Source organism: Shewanella sp. SR44-4 (genome assembly GCF_014163715.1).
In the GTDB taxonomy this organism is placed as follows: Bacteria; Pseudomonadota; Gammaproteobacteria; order Enterobacterales; family Shewanellaceae; genus Shewanella.
Map to the genome: position 1 here is coordinate 24,449 of NZ_JACJDU010000002.1, position 20,876 is coordinate 45,324.

At 42.7% G+C, this 20,876-nt stretch carries 20 protein-coding genes; 19 read left to right on the plus strand and 1 reads right to left on the minus strand.

Annotated features, from left to right (window positions below; all coding sequences use genetic code 11):
* Positions 1-50: 50 nt before the first annotated feature.
* Positions 51-1,340, minus strand: a complete 1,290-nt coding sequence (locus tag H5125_RS01350) for a DUF805 domain-containing protein (protein ID WP_182743266.1) — start codon at positions 1,338-1,340, stop codon at positions 51-53.
* 373 nt (positions 1,341-1,713) lie between these two features.
* On the opposite strand from H5125_RS01350, the gene gmk reads away from it, so the two are divergent.
* The 19 genes from gmk (at position 1,714) to H5125_RS01445 (ending at position 20,873) form a co-directional block, all read left to right on the plus strand.
* Positions 1,714-2,337, plus strand: coding sequence for a guanylate kinase (gene gmk / locus H5125_RS01355; RefSeq protein ID WP_101087663.1), 624 nt, complete (start codon positions 1,714-1,716; stop codon positions 2,335-2,337).
* Positions 2,338-2,397: 60 nt separating this feature from the next.
* Positions 2,398-2,676 (plus strand): DNA-directed RNA polymerase subunit omega, encoded by a 279-nt coding sequence (gene rpoZ, locus H5125_RS01360; RefSeq protein ID WP_011635854.1) that lies wholly within the window; start codon positions 2,398-2,400, stop codon positions 2,674-2,676.
* A 13-nt stretch (positions 2,677-2,689) separates the two neighbouring features.
* The gene (gene spoT / locus H5125_RS01365) at positions 2,690-4,798 is read left to right on the plus strand and encodes a bifunctional GTP diphosphokinase/guanosine-3',5'-bis pyrophosphate 3'-pyrophosphohydrolase (RefSeq protein WP_011635853.1); all 2,109 of its coding nucleotides are present in this window, start codon (positions 2,690-2,692) and stop codon (positions 4,796-4,798) included.
* Between the two features lie 33 nt (positions 4,799-4,831).
* Entirely contained in the window at positions 4,832-5,215 is a 384-nt protein-coding gene (locus H5125_RS01370) for a RidA family protein (RefSeq protein ID WP_182743268.1), read from the plus strand.
* Positions 5,216-5,446: 231 nt separating this feature from the next.
* Entirely contained in the window at positions 5,447-7,102 is a 1,656-nt protein-coding gene (locus tag H5125_RS01375) for an AMP-binding protein (RefSeq protein WP_101084973.1), read from the plus strand.
* Positions 7,103-7,242: 140 nt separating this feature from the next.
* The gene (locus H5125_RS01380; RefSeq protein WP_101084972.1) at positions 7,243-8,172 is read left to right on the plus strand and encodes a calcium/sodium antiporter; all 930 of its coding nucleotides are present in this window, start codon (positions 7,243-7,245) and stop codon (positions 8,170-8,172) included.
* Positions 8,173-8,391: 219 nt separating this feature from the next.
* A complete protein-coding gene (locus tag H5125_RS01385; protein WP_182743270.1) occupies positions 8,392-9,072 on the plus strand; it encodes a tetratricopeptide repeat protein in 681 nt (226 codons plus the stop codon).
* A gap of 77 nt (positions 9,073-9,149) precedes the next feature.
* Entirely contained in the window at positions 9,150-10,244 is a 1,095-nt protein-coding gene (locus tag H5125_RS01390; protein WP_182743272.1) for a sensor histidine kinase, read from the plus strand.
* The gene (locus H5125_RS01395; RefSeq protein ID WP_162022132.1) at positions 10,241-10,849 is read left to right on the plus strand and encodes a DNA-binding response regulator; all 609 of its coding nucleotides are present in this window, start codon (positions 10,241-10,243) and stop codon (positions 10,847-10,849) included. Before H5125_RS01390 ends, H5125_RS01395 begins: the two co-directional genes overlap by 4 nt.
* A gap of 140 nt (positions 10,850-10,989) precedes the next feature.
* On the plus strand, positions 10,990-13,065 hold the full coding sequence (recG, locus tag H5125_RS01400) for an ATP-dependent DNA helicase RecG (RefSeq protein WP_182743274.1): 2,076 nt from the start codon (positions 10,990-10,992) through the stop codon (positions 13,063-13,065).
* A 400-nt stretch (positions 13,066-13,465) separates the two neighbouring features.
* Complete coding sequence (locus H5125_RS01405; protein WP_182743276.1) at positions 13,466-14,353, plus strand: DUF3014 domain-containing protein; 888 nt, start codon at positions 13,466-13,468, stop codon at positions 14,351-14,353.
* Positions 14,354-14,594: 241 nt separating this feature from the next.
* A complete protein-coding gene (locus tag H5125_RS01410) occupies positions 14,595-15,374 on the plus strand; it encodes a beta-ketoacyl synthase chain length factor (protein ID WP_059745807.1) in 780 nt (259 codons plus the stop codon).
* On the plus strand, positions 15,367-16,221 hold the full coding sequence (locus H5125_RS01415; RefSeq protein ID WP_182743278.1) for a 1-acyl-sn-glycerol-3-phosphate acyltransferase: 855 nt from the start codon (positions 15,367-15,369) through the stop codon (positions 16,219-16,221). The genes H5125_RS01410 and H5125_RS01415 overlap by 8 nt, the downstream gene beginning before the upstream one ends.
* A gap of 27 nt (positions 16,222-16,248) precedes the next feature.
* Complete coding sequence (locus tag H5125_RS01420) at positions 16,249-16,503, plus strand: phosphopantetheine-binding protein (RefSeq protein WP_101084965.1); 255 nt, start codon at positions 16,249-16,251, stop codon at positions 16,501-16,503.
* Between the two features lie 8 nt (positions 16,504-16,511).
* A complete protein-coding gene (locus H5125_RS01425) occupies positions 16,512-16,760 on the plus strand; it encodes an acyl carrier protein (protein WP_101084964.1) in 249 nt (82 codons plus the stop codon).
* On the plus strand, positions 16,760-17,311 hold the full coding sequence (locus tag H5125_RS01430; RefSeq protein WP_182743279.1) for a hypothetical protein: 552 nt from the start codon (positions 16,760-16,762) through the stop codon (positions 17,309-17,311). Before H5125_RS01425 ends, H5125_RS01430 begins: the two co-directional genes overlap by 1 nt.
* The gene (locus H5125_RS01435; protein WP_182743281.1) at positions 17,304-18,671 is read left to right on the plus strand and encodes an AMP-binding protein; all 1,368 of its coding nucleotides are present in this window, start codon (positions 17,304-17,306) and stop codon (positions 18,669-18,671) included. The genes H5125_RS01430 and H5125_RS01435 overlap by 8 nt, the downstream gene beginning before the upstream one ends.
* A complete protein-coding gene (locus H5125_RS01440; RefSeq protein WP_059745812.1) occupies positions 18,664-19,056 on the plus strand; it encodes a thioester dehydrase in 393 nt (130 codons plus the stop codon). The genes H5125_RS01435 and H5125_RS01440 overlap by 8 nt, the downstream gene beginning before the upstream one ends.
* Positions 19,053-20,873 carry a glycosyltransferase gene (locus H5125_RS01445; protein ID WP_182743282.1) on the plus strand — a complete coding sequence of 607 codons (1,821 nt, stop codon included), beginning with the start codon at positions 19,053-19,055 and terminating at the stop codon, positions 20,871-20,873. The genes H5125_RS01440 and H5125_RS01445 overlap by 4 nt, the downstream gene beginning before the upstream one ends.
* Positions 20,874-20,876 lie beyond the last annotated feature (3 nt).

Here is a 20,876-nt window from a genome sequence, read left to right on the forward strand (position 1 = left end):
AAGCCAAAGATAACCAACACATTTCTTCTGTTTGGTTACCTTAATAATGGTTACTGGCTTAGTATCATTTCAAATTGAGGGTTTTGCATTAATGTTGCTTGGCTGCCCTTTAAACTAAATTCATAACCACACAACTTAAAGCTACCTCTAAGCGCAACATGATTAACAATGGCATCTTTATCCAGTGGCGTAAATCGAGCTTCACTGGCACCATCATCTAGTAGATCAACCGTTATTGGTCGGTAACGGCTACCGTCATTAAATTCAAGGTTGGTACAGGTTTTATCACCTATTGCAGTCGCTAAACGCCATAAATTTTGTTTATCACCACTTTCACCTAACCAACGTACGATAAGGATTTCGCCCTCTAAAGCGAGCCAAAACCCATCAGGCAGTTTGATCATTTGTCGAATGCTGGCTTGTTGTTGATTACTCATATCATCAACATGCTCAGTTTGCTCTGTGCCGTCGCCAGAAAATACACTGATTAAAGTGAAAACCAAATACACAACCACACTAACAGCAATAATAGCCACAGCAATTTTACCGATTAAAATCAACTTTGTCTGGTGTAACTTAGCCACATTCAACCAAGATTTTGCAAGTTCAGTAATCGACCCTGACTGCAACGCATCTTGATCAACATAAAGCGGCTGATGACTACGTTCTGGCGACGTCGAAAACGAATTGACCGGATCATCTTCTGTTGCTGTATCGAAATGTTGATCCATGTGTGTGCCAGCTTGCTCGAAACTTGTTTGCGGCACAGCATCATCATTAAATGGATGTTTGTCTCTATCGGCAGAATCTGGATGAGTTACACCCGTAAACGCTACTTCATCAGCTGGCTCTCTTGATGAAAAAGTGTTATCAGGCTGCTCATGAACAGGCATAACCTGCCCTTTCATTACCGGTTCTTGTCGATGAAAAACCGAGCCCGAAATGGATACTGATACCATGCTTGGTCCATAATATCCTTGCACATAGTTAATTGAATTTTTAGCCGGTAAGAATGCTAGGTAGCCACCACAAGCCAGGCCAAACAAAAACACTCCTGCTAGTGCGCCTAAAGGCGCCATTAAGTAGGTTAATATGCCAAAAACCAATACCGGAACAACACATACCATTGCCAATTTAATCGACTTATTGGCATCATTTAAGCGACGAACAGCCGATAAACCAACAATAGGCATTACTGCTAGCGTCACAATCCAATTAATTACACTTGCCGGAAATACAACAGCAGAGATTATTAGCAACAAAAATGCAGCTAAAATAACTCCCATTAACCTTAAGCCTGTGTCACGACCATCTCGGCACAGTAGGGTTTTTACAGACATCAATCATTCCTATTCATTTACAAAAAAATCAAAAAACAGCTGGCTACATAACAGAATGAGTCGGTGATTATCGTGCGTTATTACAACACAAATGGATTGTTCTCATCATCAAAATCGACACCCGCTATTAATAGCGCAAAGCCTACAGAATTTATCTTATAAAGCCATACCCAACCTAGATTTTGCGTTACTTTTTTATTCACTATCGCGTAAGTCACTTTTAAGCAATCCAAGAGTTGATTTCATTAATCTAATAGCTATTTGAGCATTTTAGACACAATACCAATATCTATCATTGCGCTAGCATAACCCTACAGTTAACGAGTATAATATTAAGCTTTCTTAATGAATAATCGGATGAGAAACCCTTTTTATGAGCACTCGTGGAAATCTTTTTATTGTGTCAGCCCCTAGTGGCGCAGGTAAATCATCACTTATATCAGCACTATTAAAAGATAAACCCAGCGATAAACAGGTTTCAGTGTCACATACGACCCGCAAACCTCGTCCAGGCGAAGTCGATGGCCAACATTATCATTTTATTACTGTGGAACAATTTAAAGCACTAATTACCCAAAATGCCTTTATTGAATGGGCCGAAGTTTTTGGCAATTTTTATGGCACTTCCAAGCTCGTCATCGAACAAACATTAGATAAAGGCATCGATGTATTTCTTGATATTGATTGGCAGGGCGCAGAACAAGTAAAAAAATTAATGACAACGGCGATTGGAGTGTTTATTTTACCGCCGTCTAAAGCTGAGCTTGAACGTCGTTTAACTGGCCGAGGTCAGGATAGTCAGCAAGTGATTGATTCGCGCATGGCACAAGCCGTTTCGGAAATGTCACATTATGCGCAATACGAATTTATAATTGTAAATGACGATTTCGATAACGCGCTAGCCGATTTAAGCGCCATTATTCGCAGTCAAAGGCTAACCTGTGCTAGTCAGCAGCATGCGCAAAATGATATGATTGTTGATCTCTTGGCAGATTAATTGTCATAGTGTACAATTTTGCGTCATTTTTTCCCATAGATAACACTGGAGTTTCAACACATGGCTCGCGTAACTGTAGAAGACGCCGTAAATAAAATCGGCAACCGTTTTGATATGATCCTGGTTGCAGCGCGTCGTGCACGCCAAATCGCCGTCCAAGGTAAAGAACCTATGGTTGATGAGATGAATGATAAACCAACGGTTGTCGCTTTACGTGAAATCGAATTAGGTTTAGTCACCTCAAACACTTTAGATGCTGATGAGCGCCAAACTGTTCGTGAACGTGAAGCAGCTGAAATTGCCGCTGTCGCAGCCATTGCAGAAGGCCGCGTTTTATAAGGAGTAGCGCCACTTGTATCTGTTTGAAGGTCTAAAAGAGTCAGCATCCAGCTATTTAGAGCCGGATCAAGTAGAATTACTCAAGCAGGCCTATTTGGTTGCGCGTGATGCCCACGAAGGGCAAATGCGCACAAGTGGCGAGCCTTACATTACCCATCCTGTTGCGGTTAGCCGCATCTTGGCAGACATGCGTCTCGATCACGAGTCGCTTATGGCTGCCTTGCTTCATGACACCATCGAAGATACTCCTGTCACCAAAGAAGAACTCACAGAGTTATTTGGTGTGGCGGTTGCAGAACTGGTGGAAGGTGTTTCAAAACTTGATAAAATCAAGTTTCGTGATAGAAAAGAAGCCCAAGCGGAAAATTTCCGTAAAATGATGATGGCAATGACTCAAGATATTCGAGTTATCCTCATCAAGTTGGCTGACCGAACTCACAATATGCGCACACTGGGCTCACTTCGCCCTGATAAACGTCGTCGTATTGCTCGCGAAACCCTAGAAATCTACGCCCCAATAGCTAACCGATTAGGTATTCACAATATCAAAATCGAACTTGAAGACTTAGGTTTTCAAGCCTATTACCCTATGCGACATAGAGTGATACGTGATGTTGTCAAAGCAGCTCGTGGGAATCGTAAAGAATTAATTAACAGTATTGAAGTGGCCATTGAAACACGCCTTGAAGAAGCTGGGATCCCCACTAAAGTCAAAGGTCGTGAAAAAAACCTCTATTCGATTTATCGAAAAATGCGCAGTAAAGAACTGCAATTTCAAGAGGTCATGGATATCTATGCGTTCCGAGTTATCGTTGACTCTATTGATACCTGCTATCGCGTGCTCGGCGCTATGCACGGATTATACAAGCCGCGACCAGGACGTTTTAAAGATTATATCGCTATTCCCAAAGCCAACGGTTATCAATCATTACACACATCATTATTTGGCCCTCATGCGGTTCCTGTTGAAGTGCAAATTCGCACTGAAGAAATGGATCAAATGGCCGACAAAGGTGTTGCTGCGCATTGGATGTATAAAAACAATACCGATACGGCTCAACAAAGCACTTCTCAAGTTCGTGCTCATAAATGGATGCAAAGTTTGCTTGAGTTACAGCAAAGTGCAAGCAGCTCATTTGAATTTGTTGAAAACGTTAAAACTGAATTATTCCCTGAAGAAATCTACGTATTTACGCCAGAAGGTCGCATCTTAGAATTACCGGTCAATGCAACTGCCGTCGATTTTGCCTACGAAGTACATACTGATGTGGGCAATACCTGTGTTGGCGCACGCGTTAATCGTCAAGCATACCCGTTGAGCCAACCATTAATTTCTGGGCAAACAGTTGAAATTATTACCGCCAAAGGTGCTCGTCCTAATGCAGCATGGTTAAACTTTGTCGTAACGGGTAAAGCTCGTGGTAAAATTCGTCAGGTATTAAAGAGTCTTAAAGGCGATAACGCTATCGCATTAGGTAAGCGTTTATTAAACCATGCCTTAGGTGATACAAAGCTTGAAACCATTCCTGCCGAATTACTTGAGAAAGTGATCAAAGAAACCAAACACACATCTTTAGACTCGCTGCTAGCAGATATTGGCTTAGGCAATGCCATGAGCATTGTGATTGCCCAGCGCTTGGTAGGTGAGCAGTTTGATTCGCAAGATAGCAATAAAGAAAAACCACAAATGCCAATTCGTGGTGCTGAAGGTATGTTGGTCACTTACGCCAATTGTTGTCGCCCAATTCCTGGTGATGCCGTCATCGCCCATGTAAGCCCAGGCAAAGGTCTGGTAGTGCACATGGAAAGTTGTGCCAATATTCGCGGCTATCAAGGCGAACCTGATAAGTATATTTCAGTACATTGGGATAACGTAGAAGGCGCAGAATACCAAGCAAATCTACGCGTTGAAATTGTTAACCATCAAGGTGCATTAGCAAAAATTACTTCTATCATCGCATCTGCTGGATCTAATATTCATAATCTCAGTACCGAAGAACGTGATGGCCGAGTGTATTTGATTAATTTACGTATTTCAGTTAAAGATCGTGTTCACCTTGCAAACGTTATGCGCAGAATACGTGTTTTACCTGAAGTATTACGCACCTCGCGTAACCGCTAGTCACTGATAACCATTAAAGAGAGCACGCACAACATGGCCGAAAAAATTATCATCGCAACCGACAAAGCTCCACAAGCTATTGGCACTTACTCACAAGCAGTTAAAGTCGGCAGTACCGTTTATCTTTCAGGTCAAATTCCGTTAGATCCAAAAACCATGACCATGGTAAGCGATGATTTTGCAGAACAAGTCGTACAAGTGTTCGAAAATTTGACCGCTGTATGTGAAGCAGCAGGTGGAAGAATGAGTGACATCGTTAAGCTCAATATCTTCTTAACCGATTTATCTCATTTTTCCACTGTAAACGAAATTATGAGTCGTTACTTCCAACAACCTTATCCAGCTCGTGCCGCTATTGGCGTCAAAGAGTTACCAAAGGGATCATTGGTAGAAATGGATGGAATAATGGAAATATAAGTACAACTGTATGATATTTTCTTAAGGCGCCTAGGGCGCCTTTTTTATTACCTATGACTTTTTCAAAGTAGAGTATTTGCTCAATATCTATTGTTTATTCAGTAGATTCTGCTAACGTGTTTATAGTGTTATCTTGCACACATACTGTGCAATTGTTTGCGCCAGCGCACAAAAATGGCCATACTAAATTTATAGAGACCCACAATAACAATAAAGAACATGGAAGCGTCGATGGAAAATTTAATTAAAACTCCTGTTGAGATGTTGTCTCATTGGGTAGATACGCAAGGTGACAAAGTTTACCTTCGCCAGCCGATTGACGGTAAATATGTTGATTTCACATGGCGTGAAGTTCAGCAAAAGATGCAACAAATTGCAGGTTCACTGCGTCATTTAGGTTTAGAACGTGGCGATAAAATTGCTGTATTGTCGAAAAACTGTGCCGAGTGGTTTATTGTCGATTTAGCATTAATGTACGGTGGTTACATTAGTGTGCCTGTTTATCCAACCGCTAATGCAGAAACTATTCGCTATGTACTTGAACATAGCGGCGCTAAAGCCATTTTTACCGGTAAACTCGATCATTGGGCTGAACAAGAAGCTGCTGTTGGCGGTGAAATTCTCCGTTTAGCCATGCCATATGACACCATGCCAGCACAATATCATTGGGATCACTTGTTAAAGCTGGGTCAGCCGCTCGTTGACGAGCCGTTCCCAACTGCAGATCAAGTCATGACACTGATTTACACCTCAGGTTCAACCGGCAAACCCAAAGGCGCGATTCAAAGCTTTACCAGTTATGGCTGGGCGTGCGAAGCGGTGATTCGTGATTTACAAACCAATACTACTGACCGACTATTATCGTACTTACCGCTAGCACACATTACCGAACGTGTGGCTATTGAAGGCTCGTCATTTTATTCAGGGGCAACGGTTTCTTTTGTAGAAAGCCTCGACTCATTTGTTGATGACATTCAACGCTGTCGCCCAACGGTGTTTTTCTCGGTACCGCGTTTATGGACAGTATTCCAATTAAATATCATCAACAAGATTGGTGAGAAAAAACTCAAAACCTTACTCAAACTGCCCATCATTAGCAGTATTGTTAAGCGTAAAATTAAGAAAGGTTTGGGACTCGACCAATCTCGCTTGAACGGCTCAGGCTCAGCACCCATCCCACCATCATTGATTCAATGGTATTACAGCATTGGCATCGATATTTGTGAAGCGTGGGGAATGACCGAAAACTGTGCTTACTCGATAATTAACTTCCCATTCAACGCCAAGAAGATCGGCACGGTTGGCCGGCCAGTTGAAGGCTGCTTAGTACGTCAAACTGAAGAAGGTGAGTTATTAGTTAAAAGCCCAGGCTTGATGAACGGCTATTACTTACAAGAAGAAGCCACCGCCGCAGCATTTACTGAAGATGGCTTTTTCCACACTGGCGATTTGTGCGAAATTGACGCAGACGGTTACATCGACATTACCGGCCGCGTTAAAGACAATTTCAAAACCTCAAAAGGTAAGTATGTTGCTCCAGTGCCGATTGAACGTAAATTAGCTCAGGACACTCATGTAGATTTAATTTGTGTTATCGGTTCAGGCTTACCACATCCGGTCGCGTTAGTGCAGCTTTCAGAAGGTTCAAAACTTCAGCCTCGCGAAGAAGTAAGAACATCGTTAAAAGAGACTCTCGATGGTGTTAATCCACATTTAGAGTCACACGAACATGTTGATGCCATTATCGTTGTTAATGATGAGTGGACCATTGAGAATGACGTGTTAACCCCGACGTTAAAAATTAAACGTCACGTACTTGAAAAAGCGTTTACCGCCAAAGTAGACGGTGTTCGCGGCGCCAAAGTACGTTGGGAAGACGAGTTGTAATAATCAGCTAACGATTATCTATCTTCAAAAAATACACGCAATATGCGTGTATTTTTTTGACATATTCTGTCAATATACCCGCCATTAACTATGCAGCGTTAACAATATCGTTGTACACCATTTATTAGGCAGAAACTCGAATGTTCATTGCGTTATCCATTATCGGCGGTTTTATTATTTTAACCATTGGCGCTGAAGCACTTGTGCGCGGAGCCAGTGCCGTAGCGCTGCGTTTGGGCATTGCCCCACTTATTATTGGCTTAACCATTGTGGCATTTGGTACCAGCGCCCCTGAATTAGCCGTTAGTGTTAAATCAGCATTAGCAGGTAATCCAGGTATAGCCTTAGGTAATGTCGTCGGCTCCAACATTGTCAACATTGGTTTAATTCTAGCTATCACCGCTCTTATTCGCCCTATTACAGTGCAATCTCAAATGGTGAAGCGCGACATCCCTATCATGATTGCCGCTTCAGTATTAATGTGGTTTTTGCTGCTTGATGGTGAAGTGAGCTTTATCGACGGTGCCATTTTATTCAGCGCGCTTGTTGGCTATTTAGTTTTTAGTTATGTTAGTGCAAAAAATAACCCAGAAGATCTGGATGTTGATGCCAGCCCGCAACACCCTGGCTTATCTATCGCATTAATCATTGTTGGTATCGCGATGTTAGTTGGTGGTGGCATATTATTTGTTGATGGTGCCGTCGATTTAGCCAAACAGTTTGGCATTAGCGAAGTCATCATTGGCTTAACCATTGTGGCTATTGGTACCAGTATGCCAGAGCTTGTCACCTCGGTGATGGCAGCTCTTAAAGGTCAAAGTGACATTGCCATCGGTAATGTTGTTGGATCAAATATTTTCAACGTACTCGGTATTTTAGGCGCAACAGCATTAATCCACCCAGTTTCCGCGGCCGGATTTAACGAAATCGATTTTATCGCCATGTTGATCTTCGCGTTCATGGTATTACCGTTTGCTTGGAGTGGCTTACGTATTGGTCGTCGTGAAGGTAGTGTTCTGTTAGCAGGTTACCTTGGCTACACCAGTTATTTAGTGATGCAAGTGGTTTAAGTTAGCGGAAATATTACTCACAATAAAGACCGAATATTGATTCGGTCTTTTCATAACAAATGCTAAATATTCACTCATATTTAACAAGCTCTACTGAAAATAAATGACATTTGTCATCTTCAATTGATGACCTTTGTGTCTAAGAATATCCTTCGTCTATCGCCATACTACACCTATCCCAACAACATCTTGATTGGGGAAACGTAAATGGAGATAGCCATGAAAACCTTACTACTGATCACCAGCTTAACCTTAGTCAGCCACACTAGCTTTGCTAATATTAGCGATATTGATGCTGCAGCTAACACCATGAATATCACTGAACTGAGTCAATACAGTGAACAAGCTATTGATTATGAAAAAGCCTATGCTGATTATCGCCTAGCCATTACAGCCAACATCATCGGCCAACGTCAACTCGCTACAGATTCATTAAACAATGCCCAGCACACATTAGAATCCCTTTTAGTCCAAGATCCATCTGCAGACCAACAAGCTCTACTTGCTGCGGTATACGGAATGCAAATCTCGTTTGATAATAGCAAAGGTGCCGTATTAGGAATGAAAACAGCGCAATTATTACAACAAGCAAACGATCTCGAACCTAACAATCCGCGAGTCAGCCTAGTGCGAGCAATTAATGCATTTTATACCCCAAGCGTATTTGGTGGCGGCCTCGATAAGTCACAAACATTAGCAACCCAAGCAATTAGTCAATTTGAGCAGCCTTGTAACGAAATCTGTTGGGGACATGCAGAAGCCTATACTTGGCGCGGACTAGCGAAACAGGAACAAGGCGACTTAAAAGGTGCTTTACAAGATTGGCAAACCGCCACTGAGGTTGACCCTCAGTATGGATGGGCAACATATCTGTTAAACCAACAAACAGTAAAGCAGTAATCGACCAGTTAATTATTACTCGCATAGGTTTTAGTTAGCGCGCAGTTACTCTATGATTAACTGCGCTAGGAGGCACAATGACATCATGTTTATCATCTAATAATGAAAAAAGTTACGAGCAAAAAACCGCTTGGGTTTACCTCATAAACTTAGGTTTTTACTTTATTCCCTTGTATTTCATGGACGGTCAATGGTTAAAGATTACGATTGCGATCGGATTATTAGTGCCCTTTATTATTGGTTATTTCTGGGCTTATAACAGTAGCAAAGAGCAAGCCCTCAAACCCATTGGGTTAATGTTTTTCACAGCAATAGCGTCGTCATTTGTTAGTAGTGGCGCCATATCACTATTCAGTTTTTGCTGCTTCTTTGTTGGTTTTTTCTACTCACTTCGCACTGCTATATTGAGTTTTATCGGACTGAGTATTTTGCTTTTAGTCATCGATATCAGCATGGGTTACTCAGGCTACTTTTTTACTTTTTATGGTATGGGAATTTGCTTAGGTGTCGGAGTGTTTGGTGTGATTGAACAAAATCGCCAACGAATAAAACGCCAGCAACAACAATCAAAAGATGAAGTCGCCAATTTAGCCACCGCATTAGAGCGCGAACGTATTGGCCGCGATTTACATGATGTTATGGGACATCACTTAGCCGCCATCGCCTTAAAAGCAGAACTGGCAGACAAGCTCATTACCTCAGGTAAAATCGACCAAGCGCAACTGCAAATTCATCAAGTTAGCGTGATAACTCGAGACTGTTTAAGCCAAATTCGCCACACGGTATCGGGTTATAAACATCAAGGGTTAACCCAAACGTTAAACACCTTAGCCAGCACGTTAAGAGATAACGCTATTGCTGTCAGCATAGAAGGCACATTCCCTAAACTCAGTGAACTCATGGAATCGCAAATCAGCTTGCTACTAACTGAGTTGATTAATAACACCATAAAACACAGCCAAGCGACACATTGCACCTTGTGTATTGAAACAAGCCAAGACTGGCTCAAACTCAACTTTATCGAGAATGTGCCGGTTAAAATCATCACCAAAGGCAACGGATTAACAGGCATTCAAGAGCGAGTAAGCTTGCTACATGGCACAATCGACTATCAATTAATTCCCCATTATAAAGTGAGTATCCAATTGCCACTAAGTGAGCCCGTTAGATGAAAATTCTATTAGCCGAAGATCAAGCGATGGTAAGAGGCGCCCTCGCCGCGTTGCTCACATTAGCGTGTGATAGCTTAAATGAAATAGAGATTGTCGAAGTCGAAGACGGCGATAAAGCGATGCAACAACTTAAAACAGATTCATTTGACCTGTTACTCACCGACATTGAAATGCCTGGAAAATCAGGTTTAGAGCTGAGCCAATGGTTACAACAACAGCGCAGCCAGACCAAAGTGATTATTTTGACCACCTTTGGCCGAGCAGGTTATATTAAACGCGCATTAGAATACGGTGTCGGTGGTTTTTTATTAAAAGACGCTCCGTCTGATGACTTAATTAATGCGATTAAACAAGTGATGGCGGGTAAACGGGTTATCGATCCAGAATTAGCTTTTACCGCCATAGGTGAAATAGACCCTCTCAACGACAAAGAAAGACGTGCATTGCGCCTGGCAAGCGAAGGCTTATCAACCAGCGATATTGCCAGTCAGTTGTTTATTGCAGAAGGCACAGTACGAAACTATTTATCGGAAGCCATCAGCAAACTCAATGCCAGTAACCGAATTGATGCTGCCAGAATCGCCAAGCAAAAGGGTTGGTTGTAATTAACGGCTTAATATTGCCTTGTATTCAAAGTCTGCTAAGATACCTTAAACATCTGTATATAATTACAGTGATTCGAGATTGATAGCTTGAAATCGCTATGGTTTTTACATCTTTGATAATCAATTTAGGTAAGCACAATTTGCTACGACTGGATCTTGTTCCGATCACCGACCTTAAAGGCGTTGCTAAAAAGGTTGCGGAAAAACTGGCTAAGTTAGGTATTAAAACAGTACAAGATGTACTGTTTCATTTACCGCTGCGTTATGAAGACCGTACGCAAATCCATCCTATTGCCGCATTACCTCCTGGCAGTTATGGCACCATCGAAGCAGAAATTCAGTCGACTCAAATCATGCAAGGTCGGCGGCGCATGTTAGTGTGTAATGTCCGTGATCACAGCGGAATGATGAGCCTGCGGTTTTTTAATTTCTCGATGGCGCAACGTAACGCCATGGAAAATGGTGCCAGCATTCGGGCTTACGGTGAAATACGCCGCGGCAATCATCATAAAGAAATTGTTCACCCAGAATATCAAATTATTCATCCTGGTGAATCGGTCACATTAAGCGACACGCTGACGCCTATTTACCCGACAACTGAAGGGGTAAAACAAGCCAGTTGGATAAAGCTAACAGAGCAAGCCTTGGCGATGTTAGACCAGGGTGGATTACCCGAATTACTTCCCAGTGGATTACAACCAAACAATATTAGCCTGCGTGATGCACTGCATATTTTGCACCGTCCCCATAGCTCTGTGTCCCCTTTTGAATTAGAACAAGGTCAACATCCGGCACAACAAAGATTAATCCAAGAAGAACTGCTGGCGCATAATCTGAGCATGTTGCAAATACGCCAGCGCAGTAATCAAGATGCCGCGGTGCCAATGCCTGCTACCGGGCAATTGTTAAGCCCTTTTTTAGCGCAACTGCCCTTTAAGCCAACGGGAGCACAACAAAGAGTTGTCGCCGAAATAAACCAAGATCTTCAACATCCAACACCCATGATGCGTTTAGTTCAAGGCGACGTGGGTTCAGGTAAAACTTTAGTGGCAGCACTGGCGGCATTACAAGCAATAGAAAACGGTTACCAAGTGGCCATGATGGCACCTACTGAGTTATTGGCTGAACAGCACGCAGCTAATTTTGCAACTTGGTTTGAACCACTTGGGCTAAAAATCGGCTGGCTGGCGGGTAAACTCAAAGGTAAAGCCAGAACCCAATCCCTTGAAGATATTGCCTCTGGTGCGGCACAAATGGTCATCGGTACTCATGCGATATTTCAACAAGCGGTGGTGTTTAACAAGCTGGCATTGATCATTATTGACGAACAACATCGTTTTGGGGTTCATCAACGCTTAGGATTACGAGAAAAAGGCGTCAGCCAAGGTTTTCATCCACACCAGCTAATCATGACGGCCACTCCGATCCCACGAACTTTAGCCATGACAGCTTATGCAGATTTAGACACCTCAGTAATTGACGAGCTTCCTCTAGGACGCACCCCAGTGACAACCGTTGCGATTGCCGATAGCCGCCGTGAGCAAGTGATTGAGCGAGTCAAACAAGCTGCATTACACGATAATCGCCAAGCTTATTGGGTATGTACGTTAATTGAAGAATCTGAGGTGCTTGAATGCCAAGCTGCAGAAGACACCGCAGCTGAACTCACCATTGCACTACCTGAGCTCAAAATTGGCTTAATCCATGGCCGAATGAAAAGTGCTGAAAAGCAGGCGATTATGGCGCAATTTAAAGCGGGTGAGTTGAACTTATTAGTCGCGACTACCGTCATAGAAGTCGGTGTAGATGTAGCCAATGCCAGTTTAATGATTATCGAAAACCCTGAACGATTAGGCCTAGCACAGTTGCACCAGTTAAGAGGCCGAGTAGGCCGAGGTGCTGTTGCTAGCCATTGTGTATTACTTTATAAAGCGCCACTGTCACAAACCGCCACTAAACGTTTAGGTGTGCTGCGCAGCAGTAATGATGGCTTTGTAATTGCTCAAAAAGACTTAGAAATCCGAGGGCCAGGTGAAGTGCTTGGCACCAAACAAACCGGTTTGGCAGATCTTAAAATAGCTGATCTAATACGTGATCAACATTTAATTGCCCCAACCCAAAAATTGGCATCACACGTTTACCAGCAAGTGCCTCAAAACGTAGATGCTATCATTCAACGCTGGATAGGTGATAGACAGCAATATGTCCAAGCTTAAATAGATCTTAATATATTGTTCATTATCATCAGTTATCACTAGACAAGTCTGCTGAATATTGCAGAATGGTATACTAATCGTATTCGTTATCTGGTCGTGCAGCGGGAATTCAAATGGCTGTAATCAGGGCGAAGGTTTGAAAGCATAGCCATTTTACGTTGAAAGGCTGCAACGCAGAGTTAAGTAATTAGAAACCCGTCCTTCGGAAGCGTTTCAAGCATTCAAGTACTGCGTTGCATTAACTTAAAAGGGAACAACCATTCCTATATTAATACGCCTTGAATTGAAAAGCTTGAGACGCTCTGAACGGTTAAGATAACTGATGTGATTGATATTATGCAGTATTTTTCGACTCCACCAAGATATTTATATCGATTAGCAATAACCCCAAGGAATTGAAATGCAAGTTAATGAAGAAGACCGAATTACCCCACAAGCCGCTGAGAAACCAGGGTCTAACATGCTATTAATCGCTATCGCGGTAATCGCCCTGTTAGGCGCGAGCAGTTATTTCTATTTTACCAGTGATGACACTGAAGAATTTGAACCGGTTGTTATCACTCCAGTTGAGCTGCCAGAGTCAGTTCCAGAGACACCAATAGAACAAACGCCTATTGAAGAACCGCAAAACATTACCACCACAGATGATGTAGTACCCACAGGAGACTCTGAAACATCTACGGAAGCTGTAGTTGCAGAACCACTTCCTGCATTAGCTGAGTCTGATGATTTTGTTGAAGCAAAAACATTAGCTATAGCCAACGGTATGAAAATAGCGCCGATGATCTTGAAAAAAGATATTGCCCGCCAATTTGTGGTGTTTGTCGATAACCTAGCCCAAGGCGATATTGTGCGTAAAGCTAGCCCGTTAAAAGGCCCTGACACGCAATTTACCGTGAGTGAAATAACCAACAAAACATATCTTAATCCAGATGGTTATCATCGATATGATTTGTATGCCAATTTTATAGCAGGTTTGAGCGATAAAGATTTAGTCGCGACTTACACTGAGTTAAAACCACTATTTGCCGAAGCCTTTACTGAACTCGGTTACAGTGATATTGATTTTGATAAGCGTATGCAACAGGCTTTTAGTATGATTGCTAGCGCGCCCATTATTGAAGACCCTATTGAGTTATCGTCAATCAGTGTTAACTATAAATATGTCGATCCTAACCTTGAAGCATTACCTAATGCCCAAAAGTTGTTGATCCGTATGGGGCCAGACAACACTCGAAAAATTAAAGAAGCTGTCAAAAAGTTGCAGCAAAGCTTTCCTAACAAATAAACTTTACATTAAACGGTAAAGCTATTTTATTAGGCAATCAGCGCGACGATTATCGTCGCGCTTTTTATTCAATATCCCTTTTTGTTCATTTTACCCCCAACTATGAGCCTTTTTCGTCGACACGACTTCTTATCGGTATTAACTTAGGTGTACAATTAGCAAGGTTAACGAATTTTAATCATTAGCATAATGATTGTTAACTCTTAGATAAGGATAGCGAGGCAGTTATAGAGGGAATGTAGTGCATTTAGTATTTGATCTTCTATCATGGGGCGCATGGTCACCTGACTTTCAAACAGCGGAGAGTTGGCAGCAATGGCAGCAGCCTAATAGCAATCTGTCGCCTAAGCCTGATTCGCCAGCTTTAAAGCACATTCCTGCCATGCAACGTCGTCGCTTTAGTCGCTTAACTAAAATGATGCTCACTGCCGCACACCAATGCCAACCAGAGAATAATTGCCGCAGTATTTTTTCATCTCGCCATGGAGAGCTCACGCGCACCTTAGGCTTGCTCAAAGATATCACCCAAAAACAAGCGTTATCGCCAATGGCTTTTAGTCAATCAGTGCACAATACGGCCAGTGGCATTTTCGGTATTGTTAATAACAATACCGCTTCGTCGACATCAATTGCCGCTGGTGAACAAACTCTCACGCAGGCACTTATTGAAGCGTACGCGCAATTAGTACAATCGCCACAACCTTTATTGGTCGTATTTGGTGATGACCCGGTTCCACCGGTATACAGTGAGTTTACTCACGAAGTCGAACTACCTTTGGCGTTAGGTTTGTACCTAGCACCATTCAATAGTAGTGCCCTACAAGCCAAAAATCTGGTCGAAGACACCGCTTTACAATACGGCTCTGCTCAACGAATGCTCCTTAGCGTGTCCGATCATCCGCTTGACCACCACAATAAAAACAACATCAGTTTAAGCGAGTTAATTCACCATATTTCTACTGCCAAAAATATTCAAGGTAAATTGTGTCATTGGTACTGGTCGCTTGAACATCATGCCTAAGCAACCTCATACAACTCTGCATGCTGACGCTATTAAGCAAAAAAATGCCATCCCCCAAAAACTCAGCGGTTTACGTTATGTTCCACGCTGGATCGGTGGTGTGTGTTGTTATATTGCTTTTGGTTTAGGCGGCTTGTTGAGTTCATTGACTATTTTACCGCTATTACGATTTTGGCCTGGCGAGAAAACAGTGCGCGTAGCTCGAGCCCAAAAAGCCGTCAGTTGGATGTTTAAAGCATTCGTTGCCATGCTCAGTTTTGCTGGAGTAATTACTGTCAGCACCAAAAATATTGAAGCACTACGGCAAACTAAGGGGCACATTGTCATCGCCAATCACCCAACCCTGGTGGATGTTGTGGTATTAATTAGCCTTATGCCTAATGCGGGTTGTATTGTAAAACAAGGTTTATGGCGTAATCCGTTTATTCGCGGCGTACTCGCAAGTGCTGGTTATATCCCTAATCGCGGCGCAGACTGGCTTTTACATGACTGCCAGCAAGTGCTGCGTACCGATACTAATTTGATTATTTTCCCCGAGGGTACCCGAACATTAACAGGTAATATTGTTAACCCCTTTGCGCGTGGCGCGGCCAATATTGCCTTGCGCACCCAAACAGATATTTTACCCGTGGTGTTACGTACTGATGTTGCAGGCTTAACTAAGCAACAATCTTGGTACCAAATTCCACGGCAAACCATCAATATGTCAGTAGAAATTGGCACAAGCATGTCATACCTGCTGTATGATGCTAAACGAGGTAATGAAGCCAAAATGGCTCGACAGCTAACGCGCGACTTACAGCAGTTTTACCTTGATACACTTAAACAGCCTATCAAATCATATTGATAGCCATACTTATAAGAAAGACAAAAAATGAACTTACACAATCAAATAAAACAACTGATCATTGATTGCTTAGATCTCGAAGATGTCACTGTCGATGATATAGAAACCGATGCGGCCTTATTTGGCGAAGGTCTGGGCTTAGACTCGATCGACGCACTTGAATTAGGCTTAGCAATTAAGAAAGAGTTTGATGTCAAAATTGAAGCCAACTCTGATGCGACTAAAGCACACTTTTTCAGTGTTGCTAGCTTAGCTAGCTTTATTGAATCTCAACGTGTTTAGGAGTCAGCATGCAAAATCGTGAACAAATCCTTGAGATGCTAAGTGGCATTTTAATTGATGAATTTGAAATAGAGGCAGCAGATATCACGCTTGAAGCTTCTTTGTATGAAGATCTAGATTTAGACAGCATTGATGCGGTAGATTTAGTGATTAAATTGCAACAGCTGACGGGTAAAAAAATTCAGCCAGAAGCATTTAAAACCGTGCGCACGGTCAATGATGTCGTTGATGCCATAGAAGGCTTAATAAAAAGCTAATGCGGTTAATCCTGCAGATTATTACGACCTTGATGATTATTGCTTACCCTATTGCGGTGTACTTTGGTCTGCAGTATTTACCACCAGGCTCCATCGCTTTGCTGTTGTGTTTGTTATTATTGCTACGGTTTATGGTCACTAAGCAGCAAGTAAAATCCATGACATTGCCAATACTGGTGGGCATAGGATTGACCGCGGCCAGTTTCATTACTCAACGTAACGACTGGTTACTGTTTTATCCGGTGGTGATAAACCTGAGCATGTTGGGGTTATTCAGTTATTCACTGATTAATGGTCCAAGCATGATTGAGCGCTTAGCACGCTTAAAAGAGCCTGATTTACCAGACTCAGCTATACCTTACTTACAAACCGTCACTAAACTTTGGTGTGGGTTATTTATTGTAAATGGTGCTGTGGCGACCTATACCGCCATAGCAACAAGTATTGAAATATGGACGCTTTACAACGGACTGATCGCCTACCTGCTTATGGGGTTACTGCTCAGTGGTGAATGGATTTATCGTCGCTTTTGGTTGAAAAAACATGAATAAGCTTTTACTCAATTGGTTATCTACAGGGCCTGCCTCGCAGCAGCTAATCAGCTTTGACCATCATGACATCATGACGGGATCGTTGTTTTGCGCGCAAGTGGCCCACTTACATGCTCAGCTGATTCAAAGTGATGCTCAGCGTTGGCTGCTTGCAGCTAAGCACAGTGATTTATTTGCCGCTGGTTTATGTGCAGCCTTGCTAGCCGGTAAACAAGTGATATTGCCTGCCAACACCCAACGAGGCACCTTGAGCGAGCTCAACCATGAATTTGATGCCATTATTGCCGACACGCCATTATGTGAAGTGCGTGAGTATATCGCGCTCAAAAAAGAACTTAGTTTGCCCGCTGCAACTTGGCCTAAAACCAAGCTATTAGGTGAATTAGTACTATTCACCTCCGGCAGTAGCGGTCAGCCTAAAGCTATCAAAAAAACACTGCAACAATTAGATGCCGAAGTCAGTATTCTTGAGCAAACATTTGCCGAACATTTGCCTCATTGTTCCGTGGTATCGACAGTTTCACATCAGCATATTTATGGTTTATTGTTTAAAATCTTGTGGCCTTTAGCCGCGAGCCGAGCATTCTTAAGTGAACAAATCGACTTTCCTGAAACCTTAAGTTACTACTTGGCCATCATGCCAAATTTGTGTTTAATCAGTAGTCCAGCTCAATTGACCCGCTTGCCTGATGCTCTAGAAAATCAAAAACAACAACGTATCCCAAGCTTAATTTTCAGCTCTGGTGGTCCGTTAAATTTTGATGCTGCCCAAGCAGTTAAACAATGCTTTAATCAATTGCCCATTGAAATATTTGGCAGCACTGAAACCGGCGGTATTGGATATCGACGCCAACAGCAACCCATGCAATCATGGCAAGCATTTACCCAAGTGAATGTCGATATGGACCCGAAAGATGGTGCGCTGATGTTGCAGTCTGTTTATTTAGAAAATCCAACTCAATGGTTAAAATGTGATGACAAAATTGAGCTGTTAGATGATGGCCAGTTCCGTTTATTACATCGCCTTGATCGCATTGTCAAAATTGAAGAAAAACGCTTGTCGTTAGCGCAAGTGGAACATTTACTGCAAACTCATCCTTTTGTCAGCGAAGCGGCCGTCACAGTTTTAGAGCAACCGCGCACCATGCTAGGTGCTGCAGTCTGTTTAAGTGAATTAGGCCAGAAAACACTCAAAGCGGAAGGAAAATTAGCCGTTAATAATGCCTTAAAAAACCATTTATTGAGCCAGTTTGAACGTATCACCCTACCACGACGCTGGCGTTATCCTGCACACTTGCCACTCAATAGCCAAGGCAAGCGTACTCAATTAGAAATTATAGCCTTATTTAGTCATGATTAAGTCAGAATTACCGCATATTGTTAGCCATGAAGGCGATAATAATCTCTATCAATGGCGTTTATTTGTCAGTGCAGATTTAGCCTTTTTCGATGGCCATTTTCCTCAGCAAGCCGTATTACCAGGTGTCACCCAATTGGATTGGGCGGTTAAACTTGGCTGTGAGGCATTTGGTTATTCAGCCCAAGTGGCCACATTAGAAGTGCTTAAATTTCAGCAACTCATTTTGCCCGATACCTATGTTGATTTGATCATTGAACATCAACCTCAAAAAGCAAAACTGATCTTTAGTTATCGAGATCAAGATAAACGGTTTGCCTCTGGCCGTATTGCGCTTAAGCCTGCAGTAGTCACTCCTGCGCCGATTGCCAATGAGATTGCCTCATGAAGCTAGCCTTGGTTATTCCCAATTACAATCATCATATTGCCATTGAACAAACCTTAACTGACTTGGCAAAATTCAATCTGCCTTGTTATTTGGTTGATGATGGTAGCCAGGATGAAACCCGTTATATTTTACAAGCCATGGCAGATAAATTTAGCTGGCTAACGCTCATTAACCATCCGTTTAATCGCGGTAAAGGCGCGGCAGTAACCAGCGGCCTACGCCAAGCATACCGCGATGGTTTTAGCCATGTATTACAGGTTGATGCTGATGGACAACATAATTTAGACGATATTCCGTTAATGATATCGACTGCAGAACAACAGCCACAGGCATTGATCTCTGGCCAACCCATTTATGATGACTCGGTGCCTAAAGGACGTTTATACGGACGTTACATCACCCATTTTTGGGTATGGGTTGAAACCTTAAGTCTCGACATTCAAGATTCTATGTGTGGTTTTCGGGTGTATCCATTAGAGGCTACCGAACAGTTATTAAGCCAGCAAGCACTGGGTGAGCGGATGGACTTTGATATTGAAATCATGGTCAAACTGCACTGGCAAGGTACTCCAGTGGTTCATGTGCCGACCAAAGTAATCTACCCTGATGACGGTATTAGTCACTTCCAAGGCTTGCAAGATAATGTGCGCATTAGCTGGATGCACACTAAATTATTTTTTGGTATGTTGACTCGTTTACCACAAATTCTGAATAAAAACAGTCCGCATCAACATTGGTCATCAATGGGAGAGCGTGGCAGTTATTGGGGCATAAAGTTACTAGCAGAAAGCTATCGATTAGGCGGCCACTGGCTTTGCCGAGCGATTATGTATCCGGTGATTGGTTACTTTTTTCTAACCGGTGCTTCAGCTCGTCAAGCGTCGATGAATTTTCTAGCCCGAGTGCAGCAACAAGTTCCTGAGCATCCAGATTTACATCAACCCACCCATTGGCGCGACAGTTTAAATCACTTTATTGCTTTTGGTAATGCTGCTCTAGATAGGATCGATGCCTGGTGCGACCGCATCAAACTCAATCAAGTCGATTTTAACGATCGTCATATTCTGGCAAACCAAGTGGCTTCTGGTCGAGGAGCCGTACTGATTGTGTCGCATTTAGGTAATTTAGAGCTATGTCGTGCGATTTCAATCCACCAGCAGAAAGTGAAAGTCAACGTTATGGTGTTGACTCAACACGCCGAAAACTTTAACAAAGTATTACAACAGCTGAACCCACAAAGTAGTCTGAACCTTATTCATGTTAATGAACTTGATCCTAGTACTTCTATGCTGTTACAGCAAAAAATTGATATGGGCGAAATAGTGGTTATTGCAGCCGACCGCACCTCATCAAACAGCCAAGGTCGGGTGGTTTACCTACCCTTTCTCGGTCATGAAGCGCCGTTTCCCCAAGGACCATTTATTCTTGCAAGCTTGTTAAATTGTCCGGTTTACACCATGTTCTGCATTCGCCAACAAGGCCGCTATAAAGTACATATTGAACACTTAAGCGATAGCTTAAAAGGCCCGCGGGCAGGGCGCATTGCACGCTTAACTGATGCAATGAAATTGTATAGTCAACGCTTAGAGTATTTTGCCAAACAAGCACCATTGCAGTGGTTTAACTTTTACGATTTTTGGCATAAAGACGAATTGATTGATCGTCCGTTTTCGCGCCCCGCTACTGCTGTCAATACGGGTACAGCACCTAATACTGGTAGTGCACTTAATACCGGAAGTGCACTTAATATAAGTGCTGCGTCAAATACAAATACTGCACCCGCTAACAGCACCACTTCACCTAGTCAGGATAACTAATTC